The 12,049-nt window shown below is 50.2% G+C and carries 8 protein-coding genes and 2 tRNA genes; 2 read left to right on the top strand and 8 right to left on the bottom strand.

Annotated elements, in window-relative coordinates; translation table 11 throughout:
- Positions 1–43 precede the first annotated feature (43 nt).
- The 7 genes from AR688_RS04140 to AR688_RS04110 form a co-directional block, all read right to left on the bottom strand.
- A tRNA-Arg gene (locus AR688_RS04140) sits at positions 44–120 on the bottom strand.
- A 13-nt stretch (positions 121–133) separates the two neighbouring features.
- Positions 134–223, bottom strand: a tRNA-Ser gene (locus AR688_RS04135).
- 165 nt (positions 224–388) lie between these two features.
- The gene (gene csrA / locus AR688_RS04130; RefSeq protein WP_068229500.1) at positions 389–589 is read right to left on the bottom strand and encodes a carbon storage regulator CsrA; all 201 of its coding nucleotides are present in this window, start codon (positions 587–589) and stop codon (positions 389–391) included.
- Positions 590–891: 302 nt separating this feature from the next.
- Positions 892–3,510, bottom strand: a complete 2,619-nt coding sequence (alaS, locus tag AR688_RS04125) for an alanine--tRNA ligase (protein WP_442965986.1) — start codon at positions 3,508–3,510, stop codon at positions 892–894.
- A 30-nt stretch (positions 3,511–3,540) separates the two neighbouring features.
- Positions 3,541–3,987 carry a regulatory protein RecX gene (locus AR688_RS04120; protein WP_231731951.1) on the bottom strand — a complete coding sequence of 149 codons (447 nt, stop codon included), beginning with the start codon at positions 3,985–3,987 and terminating at the stop codon, positions 3,541–3,543.
- A gap of 2 nt (positions 3,988–3,989) precedes the next feature.
- Positions 3,990–4,712 (bottom strand): hypothetical protein, encoded by a 723-nt coding sequence (locus tag AR688_RS04115; RefSeq protein WP_231731949.1) that lies wholly within the window; start codon positions 4,710–4,712, stop codon positions 3,990–3,992.
- A 116-nt stretch (positions 4,713–4,828) separates the two neighbouring features.
- Entirely contained in the window at positions 4,829–6,889 is a 2,061-nt protein-coding gene (locus AR688_RS04110; protein WP_068229496.1) for a S46 family peptidase, read from the bottom strand.
- Between the two features lie 189 nt (positions 6,890–7,078).
- On the opposite strand from AR688_RS04110, the gene AR688_RS04105 reads away from it, so the two are divergent.
- Both AR688_RS04105 and AR688_RS04100 read left to right on the top strand, forming a co-directional pair.
- Positions 7,079–7,567: a TIGR00645 family protein gene (locus AR688_RS04105; RefSeq protein WP_068231178.1), complete on the top strand. Its 489-nt coding sequence runs from the start codon at positions 7,079–7,081 to the stop codon at positions 7,565–7,567.
- A gap of 85 nt (positions 7,568–7,652) precedes the next feature.
- On the top strand, positions 7,653–11,207 hold the full coding sequence (locus AR688_RS04100) for a hybrid sensor histidine kinase/response regulator (protein WP_231731948.1): 3,555 nt from the start codon (positions 7,653–7,655) through the stop codon (positions 11,205–11,207).
- Here the strand turns inward: AR688_RS04100 and AR688_RS04095 are convergent.
- The gene (locus tag AR688_RS04095; RefSeq protein WP_068229490.1) at positions 11,204–11,992 is read right to left on the bottom strand and encodes a substrate-binding periplasmic protein; all 789 of its coding nucleotides are present in this window, start codon (positions 11,990–11,992) and stop codon (positions 11,204–11,206) included. The two genes, AR688_RS04100 and AR688_RS04095, sit on opposite strands and share 4 nt — an antisense overlap.
- Positions 11,993–12,049 lie beyond the last annotated feature (57 nt).

The following is a 12,049-nucleotide window of genomic DNA, read 5'->3' as shown; positions in this document are numbered from 1 at the left end:
ACAATTATTTTAAAGCACAGTGCACGATGCTTCCCAAATCAGATGGTGGACGCAGGAGGATTCGAACCTCCGACCGCTCGGTTCGTAGCCGAGTACTCTATCCAGCTGAGCTATGCGTCCGTCTGACAAAAAATGGCGGAGAAAGAGGGATTCGAACCCTCGATAGAGTTTCCCCTATACACCCTTAGCAGGGGTGCGCCTTCAGCCACTCGGCCATTTCTCCGCTCTGTGTTGCGGCGTGTATATTAATGTCTCAGGAAAATAAGTCAAACAATTTTTAGAACTGAAAAGTGCGTTTGCCGACCTTTTAAGCAATTCACCGGAAATGAGTCATAAAACGTACAAAATCGGCAGAATTCGTCGGCAATCAACGGGTATAGCTGGGTTGTTAGTCGTCGTCACCATAATTTGTATCAGGTGAACCTTTCTCGGCCTGTATACGCATATAAATCTCTTCACGGTGCACAGATACTTCTTTTGGTGCATTAACACCAATACGCACCTGATTACCTTTCACACCCAGCACCGTTACTGTTACTTCATCACCGATCATCAGTGTCTCACCAACACGACGAGTAAGAATTAGCATTCGTTTGCTCCTTGTTCCTTTAACCCAGCGTGACTCACACCGGTGTATACGCTAAAGCGAAGTATCATAACTCAGCTGACTGACCTATTAAAAGGCAGCAGATTAAATTAATGATATATGCGCTCAGCAATTTTGCTGCAAAACAGCAGTATTGTAGCAATTTGCCGTTCTGCTACGGCAGATATTCGATATTCCGAAGTCGATTCACGGCAGATAACCATTTTGCCCTGATACGGCTGCACGCTGCGGCAAGATCAGCAAAGAAAGGCGCAAGCGCCCTTCTTTACAACAATTCAAGCAGTTTAGCTTAGTTTTGCCGCGATGTTCGCTTTTGCCTCATTCAGCACCTTCGGCAATGCGGCAACATCTGCACCACCTGCTTGTGCCATATCAGGTCTGCCGCCACCTTTACCACCTAACTGCTCAGCGGCCCAACCAACCAACTGGCCGGCATGTACTTTGGCAGTCAAATCGGCAGTCACACCGGCAATCAGGCTGATCTTGTCATCATTTACTGTCGCCAGCAAAATAATGCCCGAGCTAAGCTTATTTTTTAGCTCATCAAGCATAGTACGTAGTGCTTTGGGATCTGTGGCCGGTAGTTGTGCTACCAGCACAGTAGCGCCTGCTATTTGCTGCGCCTGATCCAACAAGGAGGCTCCGGCATGGCTGGCCAGTTTGGCTTTTAGCTGCTCGATTTCTTTTTCCAGCCCTTTACTGCGTTCCAGCGTTTGCTGCACCCGCTCGCTAATGCTGAATACATCGCCTTTCAGCGCGCTGGCCACACTTTGCGCCTGCTGCTCCAGTTGCTGCACAAAAGCCACAGCACCGGCACCGCTAACGGCTTCAATCCGGCGTACACCGGAGGCGATGCCGCTTTCAGACACTATTTTGCACAAGCCAATATCACCGGTGCGCGTAACGTGCGTACCACCACACAGTTCAATCGAAAATTCGCCCATGCTTAGCACGCGCACTTCATCATCATATTTTTCGCCAAACAGCGCCATAGCACCGGCAGCTTTAGCCTGGTCAATTGGCATTAACCGGGTTTGTAACGCATGATTCTGCTGAATTTGCTCGTTAACCAGCTGTTCAATGCTGCGCAGCTCTTCTGCTTTTACCGCTTCAAAATGGCTGAAATCAAACCGCAGCCGATCGGGGCCAACCAGCGAGCCTTTTTGCGTTACATGCTCACCCAGTACTTTACGCAGTGCCGCATGCAATAAGTGCGTAGCAGAGTGGTTTTGTTTAATAGCGCTGCGGCGCACACTGTCTATCTGTGCATCAACTTTATCGCCGACCGTTAAAGCGCCGCTTATATGGCCTTTATGCGCGAAAGCTTTGGCCAGCTTAATGGTGTCTTGTACGGTAAACACCGCGCCACTAGCCAGCGTTAAGCTGCCGCTATCCCCCATCTGGCCGCCGGATTCAGCATAAAACGGCGTTTTATCCAGAATAACCAATGCCTGATCGCCATCGCTAAGGCTGTCTACTGCCTGGCCATCGCGCAGTATTTCTACTACTACCGCATTACCAAACTCCTGCTCGTAGCCGGTAAAGGTAGTTTGCTGGCTTGAGGTTAAGGTGGCGTTGTAATCTGCACCAAAATTAGACGCCTGCTGCGCGCGTTTGCGCTGCTGCGCCATAGCGGCATCAAAACCGGCCTGATCAATTGTCAGGTTACGCTCACGGGCAACGTCGTTGGTTAAATCAGCCGGGAAACCGTAAGTGTCGTACAGCTTAAATACCAGCTCGCCTGGCAGCTCAGTGCCGGTTAAGCCGGTCAGGGCGTCTTCCAGTATTGTCAGACCACGCTCCAACGTTTTACCAAACTGTTCTTCTTCCAGCTTCAGTACTTTTTCCACTACCGCTTGTTTTGCCACCAGCTCAGGATAGGCTTCGCCCATCTGTGCCACTAAGGCCGCCACCAGCTGATAGAAAAACGCACCTTTAGCGCCCAGCTTATTACCATGGCGCACAGCACGGCGCACAATACGGCGCAGTACATAACCGCGGCCCTCATTGGAAGGCTGTACACCGTCAACAATTAAAAAAGCACAACTGCGAATATGGTCAGCTACTACGCGTAATGACTTATCGGTCAAATCAGTTGCCCCGGTGGCATCTGCGGCCGCTTTAATCAGGGCAACAAAGGTGTCAATTTCATAGTTACTGTGTACGTGCTGCAAAATAGCGGCTATACGCTCCAGCCCCATGCCGGTATCAACACTGGGTTTTGGCAGTTTTTCCATCCGGCCATCACTGTGGCGGTTAAACTGCATAAACACGATGTTCCAGATCTCGATATAACGGTCGCCATCTTCTTCCGGCGAACCCGGTGGGCCGCCCCAGATGTGCGCGCCGTGATCATAAAAAATCTCGGTACAAGGGCCGCAAGGGCCGGTATCACCCATGGCCCAGAAGTTATCTGACGCATAAGGCGCGCCTTTGTTATCGCCAATCCGGATAATCCGCTCAGCCGGCACACCCACTTGTTTTAACCAGATGTCGTAAGCTTCATCGTCGGTTTCATACACGGTAACCCAGAGTTTTTCTTTGGGCAGCTTAACCACGTCGGTTAAAAACTCCCAGGCATAGGCGATGGCTTCCTGTTTAAAATAATCGCCAAAACTGAAGTTACCCAGCATTTCAAAAAAGGTATGGTGGCGGGCGGTATAACCGACGTTTTCCAGATCGTTATGTTTACCACCGGCGCGCACACAGCGCTGGGCTGATACGGCCCGATTGTAGCTGCGCGGGTCCTGGCCGAGAAATACGTCTTTAAACTGCACCATACCGGCATTGGTAAACAGTAAAGTGGCATCGTTACCCGGGATCAGCGAGCTGCTGGCCACCACCTGGTGCTGTTTGCTGGCAAAATAATCTAAAAAGGCGCGCCTGATACTGGCCGATGTCATAGTCATGGAAAAATCCTGTCCGCTTGGGTTTTACTCTGTTTGATTAATGGCAAATTGAATTTGTTCGTTACTAAAACCACGGCGCTGCATATACGCCATGCGTTTAAACTTGTCTTTATATTCGGTTACCGTGCTTTGGCCGTATTTCTTTTGGTACAGCTGCTGCGCCAGCGCAAACCAATCTATTTCCAGTTCTGCTACACATTGCAATACCTGCTCACGGCTGATGTTTTGCTGACGGCATTCCTGCACTATATAGCCCAGGCCATAGCCTTTATTTACCCGGCTACGCACTAACATACTGATAAAACGCTGCTGATCAAGGTAGTTTTCGGCTTTACACCAGGCAATGACCTTTGCAATATCGCCAGCTTCACCGCCCTGGCGGCTTAAGCGCTGGCTTAGCTGCGCTTCGCTGTAGTCGCGCCGGCTTAACCAACTCAGCGCCATGCGTTTTAAATCAGCAATATCGGCCAAGGTTACACTTCCAGCACGGCTTCATCAGTGGGTTTAACCTGCAGCGCAAAGAACTCATTAAACGATAAGAAGAATGCGATATTCAGCAGTGGTATCACCAGCAATAAACCAATAAACAGCGTTGGCATGGTAAGCATTATCAACCCCATACTCAAGAGGCCAAACACCACCAGCGCGGTAATATTACGCCAGCAGGCAATAAAGCTGGCTTGCATAATAGCCAGTAGCCTGCGCTCCTGCAAAAAGTACGCAATGGCTACCGCATAAGCAAATACCATCCAGGTCAGCAGAAAACCAATAACAAACAGCAGCATTAGAGCGCCGCTGACAGCTTGCTGTTGATGCTGCTCTAACAACTCAGCCGCCAGTACACTAAGCGGAATTGACGCCAGCATATTCAGCGCTGCAATACGGATAAATACAGCGCGGCATGCGGTTTCCTGTAGCGGCTGAAATAAATTAACAAACTGAATACTCTGTTTTTGCTGCACTGCCACAACACTTTTATACACGCCTGCGGTTAAAAACGGGTTGAGTAAAATACCCACAATAGCGGTTAGCGGATGTAACTGGCTAAGCATAGCCACCACGCCCAGCGTGATAAACATCAAAACCCACACCAGTGGCGCCTGCATAAAAATAGCCCAGCTTTGTTTAAACCAGCTCAAAGAAGCCAGCGCATTAACCCGGCGTACAATAAGTTTTACCTTAAACTGCTTATCCACGATAACTCCACAAAACAGATAACAGCACAGCTGCTACAAAACTGGCGGCTATGATACTGCAAAATGCGGCAAATTAAGAGGGTATAACGGATAACCGCCCGGATGGGCAGTTATATTCAGAAACTAACAGCCATTTCGTCGAGCAAATGCCGGTTTGTACTACTCTGGCGCAGTTGCCATAACAGATAACGAATATCCAGATGCACCGCCCGGCTGCGCTTAGCATCATAGTGCCAGTTTGCCAGCTGGTTTTCTGCCACCCCGGAAAACATCAGCCCAACCAGTTCACCTTGTGTATTGAAGGTTGGCGCACTGCTGCCCCGCCCGCAAGTATCTATGCTGCTAAGAAAATTAACCGGCAGTGGTGTGTCCGTTGCAGCAAGCGCACTGGCTTGTGGCTGCACCGCCATACCCTGCACTGTACTAAATGGCTGATACCAGACTGCATCAACCGGTTGATAACCTTTCACCTTGCCAAAACTCAGCCGCAGGGTGCCGTTGGCGTCAGCATAGGCCAGTTGACCATTTGCTTCGGCGTAGGCCATATGTATTTCCATCACCAACGGCCGTATTTGTGCTAACTGGCTGGCCAGTTCAAACCGTTGTTGATCCAGCTCTTCGCCCACTTTATGCATGGCAACGGCAAAGCTGAGCAAGGTATCGCGGCTTTTTTCAAACTGCTTTGCACTACGCTGCAACCATAACTCGCGCTGCCCGGCATCGCGCAGGCTGGTGCCACGATACATGGTTTCCAGTTTGTGCCGCACAATCTCCAGGTTAAAACCATCACCCAGCGCAAAATAATGATCTAAAGCGCCAATGCGGGCAGCCGGCGGTAAACTGGCATACTGGCGCAGAAAATGTAGCGCCAGCTCTAAATCGACACGCACATCAAACTGCTCTGGCATTTCACTGATAAGTTGCTGCAGCTGTGCCATTTCAGCAGCGGCCTGTTGCTGCTCGGTGCTGTTTTGCGCCTGTTCTTTTGCCAGTGCCGCTTTATATAAACGCCTGGCCAGAGTGGGCAACTGGGCACGGCTTAGATAGGTTAATACCAGATCACGCTGCGCCATAATGCGCTGCTGCGCACTAAGTTGCTTTAAGCGTGCCAACCGCGGCTGATAAAGCTGCTGGCGTACCGGGCTACCGGCAATCCAGGCTTTCAGTTGCTGGGTTGCCGCATCTTTTTTTTGCTGCAAACTACTTTGCTGGTAACGCTCGATCATATTTTGCTCTTCAAGCAGGCTGTGCTGCAAAGAGCGGACTAAATCCTGATATTGCGTAGCGCGGGCAGACCCCTCCGGCGCCAGTTGTGTAATAAGTGCTAACGCCTGCTGACGGTACTGCACCGACTGCGGATAATATTGTTCAAACAAAAAACGCACTTCATCGGCACTGGCATAACGGGCACTTTGCTGCGGAAACGCGGCGGCCATTACCGTGTCACCCTCGCTAATACCTTTTGTCGACAAAGTTAAATGTGCTGCTGGCTTTAAAGCGGTATTGTCGGCGGTATAAGCGCGTAAAAAAACATAGTCGGCCTGATAACGTGGCCAGCCCCAGTTTGGCGCCTGCTCAGGTGATACAGCCGATAACGGTAAATGCACCAGGCGCAGCTCGGCGATGGGCTCTGACTTAACCAGATAATATTCCAGGCCATCATGCTGGCTGGTCACTTCACACAGGTAGTTGCTGCGCTGCTGGCACTCATCCACCATTTTCTGGCTCAGTTGCTGTAGTGCTATCGCTCGCTCGCTGGCACTGGCGCTGGCATCAAGCTGGCGATTTATTTGTACGGTGACGTTTTGTACCTGCTGTGTCAGTAATGCTCTGACGCCCGGCAGCGCTATTTCAGCAGCTGGATTGGCAGCGGTAAAATCCTGCTGTAGTGCACTAAACCCGGCTTGCTGCAGGCTACTGGCCACACAGGCATAATTAGTCAGCAACAAGCCCGACGCCGACACAAAAGCAGCGCTGCAGTTATTTAACCGCACTAAGGCATTTAAAGGCAGCGCACTAAACGCATCAGCCTGCTGTGGCGCTGTCAGTAAACCTTGCGCGACTAATCTGTGTTTTAACTCAGCTAGCTGCTGTGGTTGCCATAAGCCTTCGTCAGCTGCAGCAGCGCTACAACACAGTGTCAGTAACACAGCGATATAGCGATAAATTTTTCTCATATGGGAACATCTGTAAGCTTCAACGGCGCAACGCTATCATATTCCACCCGGCCCTAAGCCAAGCTTGCGGTAAAGTGCACAAATATGCGGTAACCGACAGCTGAGAAAGCAATGAAATTCAGCACCGGCGTACTTGACCTATCGCCTGATCGCCGCATAATACACGCTGCTAAATTGACTGGAAAAATTATGGAAAATTTTATTGAAAGACTGATGTATGCATCGCGCTGGATCATGGCACCTATTTATCTGGGTTTAAGCCTGGCGTTGCTAGCTCTTGGCATTAAATTTTTTCAGGAAGTGTTTCATATACTGCCGATCATTTTCAGCATGAAAGAAGTAGAACTGATTCTGGTGGTACTGTCATTAATTGATATAGCCCTGGTCGGTGGCCTGATCGTTATGGTGATGTTTTCCGGTTATGAAAACTTTGTCTCGCGGCTGGATCTGGAAGGCAACGATGACAAACTCAGTTGGCTGGGTAAGCTGGATTCCGGCTCGCTAAAAAATAAAGTAGCAGCATCCATTGTTGCGATATCATCTATTCATCTGTTAAAAGTATTTATGAATACCGAAACCATCGCTAACGATAAAATTCAGTGGTATTTGCTGATACATATCACCTTTGTGTTATCCGCCTTTGCCATGGGATATCTGGACAAAGTATTGCGTAAATAAACCAATACGCGCTCAGCCTGTCTGATTAACAGCCTGCTGACTTTTGCCAAGCGTATTCAGCTGTGCGAACAGGAGGGTGAGCATAGTGAAGAGCCAATTTAACCGCTGCCGGGTGCTGCTGTATATAGCGTTGCTGTTATGCAGCTACCCTATGCTGGCATTGTCATCCGGCCAATCTGGCACCCCGCTGCTAAGCAATTTTAAACCGAAAGATTACAACGGCGGTACGCAAAACTGGGCTCTGATTCAGGATCAGCGTGGTCTTATTTATGTTGGCAACAACGTAGGGGTACTGGAATACGACGGTGCCCACTGGCGTATGATCCCCACCCGTAATAAAGCGGTAGTACGCTCGTTAGCACTGGCCAAAGACGGCCGTATTTATGTCGGTTCTAAAGGCGAGATCGGTTATCTTGATACCAGCCACGCCTCTGGCAGCCGCTATATTTCGTTGCTCGACCGTATTGCGCCGGAGCAGCGCAATTTTCAGGATGTACGTCAAACCTTCGCCACAGATGATGGCGTGTACTTTGTCAGCCGCAATTATATCTTTCTGCTTACGCCGCAACACGTCAGAGTTTGGACCAGCAACAGCGCTTTTCTCAAAGCATTCTGGCTGAATAACCGCCTGATAGTGCGTGAAGAAGGCACCGGCCTGCTGGAGCTGAAGCAAGGCGATTTTACCCTGCTGCCCGGCTCTGAACACTTTGCTACTACCAGTGTGTTTATGCTGGAAAGCTATAACGACGACACTCTACTGGCCGGTAGCCGCGAAGAGGGTCTGTTTTTGCTGGATAACACCGGCGCCAGGCACTGGCACACAGAAGTTGACGACGTATTACCCCAGGCCCTACTTTACAGCGGCATTAAATTAACCAATGGTGATTTTGCGCTGGGTACCACCCAAAATGGTTTATATATTCTTAGCGCCGATGGCAGGTTAAAAAGCCACATTACCAAACAGTTTGGTCTGGTAGATCAAAACATCCGGGCGCTTTATCAGGATCATCAGCAGGGCTTATGGTTGGCGTTGGACCACGGCCTGAGCAGAATTGACTTATCATCTGCCCTGTCGTACTACAACAACGCCAGTGGTTTATATGGCAATGTGTTGTCGTTATACCAGCACAACGAGGTGCTGTATGCCGGCACCAGCCTGGGCTTATACCGCCGCAACAGCCAGAATCAGTTTGAAGCCATCAGCGAAGTACAAAAACAAACCTGGGACTTTATCAATTTTGAGCAGCAACTGCTGATTGCCAACAGTAATGGCGTTTATGCATTGCGTCAGCAGGAAATCAAGCTGGTTCGCCCGTCTGAGCTGGCCAGCAAAGTGCTTTATCAGTCGGTGCAAAACCCACAGCGGGTTTTTGTAGGTTTACAGGATGGCCTGGCCAGTATGCGCTATGAGCAGGGCCAGTGGCATAACGAAGGCCGTGTACCCGGCGTTAGCGGCAATCTGAACAGCATATATGAAACCGCCGGTGGCGATTTGTGGCTGGGGACACTGGCACATGGTGTGTATCGCATCACTTTGCCACAAAACTGGCAAGGCGGGAATTCGGTGCCACTGGTGGTAAAACGCTTTAACCGAAGCACTGGCCTGCCCAGCGAAAACCGCAACTCAGTGCATTGGTACAAACAACAACTGCTGTTTGCTACTGTCAGCGGCTTTTACCGTTTTGACAGCCAAAGCGCGCAATTTGTCCCCGACAAGGTGCTGGGCGCAGCCTTTCCGGATACCCAACCCTGGGTGCGTTATCCACAAATCGACCAACACAATAATCTCTGGCTACTAACATGGGACAACATTACCGGCAGCCGTCAGGCCGGAGTATTATTTGCCGACGATAATGGCTTATATCGCTGGCAGGCTTCCTCATTGCTACCACTGCAGGATATTCCGCTCGATACGCTGCTGATTGATCAGCAAAATGTTATTTGGTTTGGCGGCGCAGAAGGCATTTTCCGCTTTGCTATTACAGAGCATCGCAACCTGCCGCCGCGGCTGCCGTTAATACGGCAACTCAGAACACTCGACGGCGATATTTTCTACAGTGGCGGCACTTTACCTAAGCGGCTAAAACTGGATGCAGCCAGCACAGAGCTGCGTTTTGAATACGCCAGCCCCAACTTCAGCCACTTATTTTTGCCGCAGTTTCAGGTGAAATTACAAGGCCACGATAAAAACTGGTCGGGCTGGAGCAACGAGTTATACCGTGATTACACCAACCTGCCCGCCGGCGACTACCAGTTTATGGTACGCAGCCTGGATTATCAGGGTAACCTGCAGTTATCGGCACCGCTGAATATTCATATTGCCCACCCATGGTACGCCAGCCCACTGGCCTGGTTGCTGTACGCGCTGCTGGCTGCGGCTTTAATATATCTGCTGCTAAAATGGCGCACCCATCAGCTAACGGCTGAAAAACAGCAACTTACCACCTTGATAGAGCAACGCACGCTGCACCTGCAACACACTATGCAGCAGTTACAACAAGCTAAACACACGGCAGAGTCGGCTACGGCAGCTAAAAGCGAGTTTCTTGCCAATATGAGCCATGAACTGCGCACACCGCTAAATGCCGTACTCGGTTTTGCCGAACTGGCGCAGCACAGCCAGGATGCTAAAACCCAGCAAAGTTATCTGGCTAAAATTCGTGCTTCCGGCAAAATTTTATTAAGTATTATTAATGACATTCTGGATTTTTCCAAAATAGAAGCCGGTAAGCTGGAGCTGGAGCAAGCACCGTTTAATCTGCAACAAACCATTTTGCAGGTTACCGATATGTTCAGCGCCCAGTTGCAACAAAAGTGGCTGAATTTCTCGCTGGAACTGGATAACAATATCCCACCGGTGCTGAAAGGCGATGCGCTGCGACTCAGCCAGGTATTAATTAACTTACTCAGTAACGCCATTAAATTTACCGAGCGCGGCAGTGTCAGCCTGACAGTAAGCCCGATCGGCAATGCTGATAAATGCCTGTTGCAGTTTACCGTCACCGACACCGGCATTGGCATTAGCGAAACGCAGCAAGCCCGCTTGTTTACCGCTTTTAGCCAGGCTGATAGCTCTATCAGCCGCAAATACGGTGGCACCGGCCTGGGCCTGACCATTTGTCAGCGCCTGCTAACACTAATGGGCAGCAAACTTAATGTTCAGACTGCCGAAGGCCAGGGCAGCAGCTTTAGCTTTGCTGTGCAATTTAGTGCGGCCAGTGCCGACAGCCTGGAACCTGCGGCCCCGTCGCCACTGCAACTGGCTGACGACAAAACATTTCAGCACACAGTGCTACTGGTAGAAGACAATTATTTTAATCAGGCACTGGCGCAAATTATTCTGCAAAAACTCGGACATAAAGTAATTAGCGCCAACAATGGCGGACAGGCATTACAGTTCGCCACGCAACACACCATCAGCTTAGTATTAATGGATATAGAAATGCCGGGGCTTAACGGCTATGACACGGCACGCCAATTACGCCAGCATCATAACTATACACAGACCCCGATTATCGCCATGACAGCGCATCATTCTGAGCATGTGCGCCAGCAATGCCTGCAGGCTGGCATGAATGACATGCTAACTAAACCGATAGACGCCACTATGCTGGCTGCACTGCTGGAGCAATGGCGTTAGCCAGCCGGTTGCTGTGTGCTGACGGCTTGTATGTCGTTGCAATAAAACCGGTTTGGCAGTTCCTGGTTAAGCTGCAACAGGTATTTTAACTGCAGTTGCTCGTACCAGTTATCCAGCAGTACGCTGAGTAACGCCTGATCAAAACGACGCTGCAACACCGGATCACGAAAAGCTGCCCGGTATAAGGTCGAGCCAAACAGCTCGTGAATAACTGCCGGCAGTGCACGTTTTGATTGTTGCTGATGGTAGGTAAAGATATTCCGATCCAGCACTATTGCTTTAACGCGGCCGCTAAACAACATTTCAACCTGAGCTTGCTGATCCACCGTTTCCAGATAGCCCGGCTGTAACGCCATTGCATCGCGGTAGTCAGCTCCAAGCACCACCGTCGCGCCCTGAAACGCAACGGTAGTCAGCAACGCCATATCAGCAGGATGTTGCAGGGTTAACTCATCGCTTTGCCGTGCAACCACCACGTTCTGATAGCGAATATAAGGCTGGGAGAAAAATAATCCGGGTTCATCCGGCTCATTAGGCTGCAAACTGGCAATATCACCAAAGCCACTTTCCAACTGACTGCGAATGCGGGAGTTGGGTAAAAAAGTAAACTTTGCTTCATAGCCCATGCGCCTGACTACTTCACGCAGCAGCTCAATTTCATAACCGCTGACAGTATCCAGCTTAATATACGGCGGTTTATGTTGCCCCACCAACACGTTAAGCGGGGCAGCCCACACAGACTGACATACCAGCAGGCAAGCTACTACCCATCCTTTTCCGGCCATACGCACTCCGCCATACTTTTTATTAAGCTTAGACGGTTTTACCCGACAGCGCGGAGC

Source organism: Rheinheimera sp. EpRS3, from assembly GCF_001513785.1.
GTDB lineage: Bacteria > Pseudomonadota > Gammaproteobacteria > Enterobacterales > Alteromonadaceae > Alishewanella.
The sequence above is the reverse complement of the archived record's forward strand: the minus strand, read 5'-3'. Positions and strand labels throughout refer to the sequence as shown.

Excerpts from the sequence above, each read along its gene's own strand:
- csrA (WP_068229500.1), bottom strand. The coding sequence starts at position 589 with ATGCTAATTCTTACTCGTCGTGTTGGTGAGACACTGATGATCGGTGAT.
- alaS (WP_442965986.1), bottom strand. The coding sequence starts at position 3,510 with ATGACATCGGCCAGTATCAGGCGCGCCTTTTTAGATTATTTTGCCAGC.
- AR688_RS04110 (WP_068229496.1), bottom strand. The coding sequence starts at position 6,889 with ATGAGAAAAATTTATCGCTATATCGCTGTGTTACTGACACTGTGTTGT.
- AR688_RS04105 (WP_068231178.1), top strand. The coding sequence starts at position 7,079 with ATGGAAAATTTTATTGAAAGACTGATGTATGCATCGCGCTGGATCATG.
- AR688_RS04095 (WP_068229490.1), bottom strand. The coding sequence starts at position 11,992 with ATGGCCGGAAAAGGATGGGTAGTAGCTTGCCTGCTGGTATGTCAGTCT.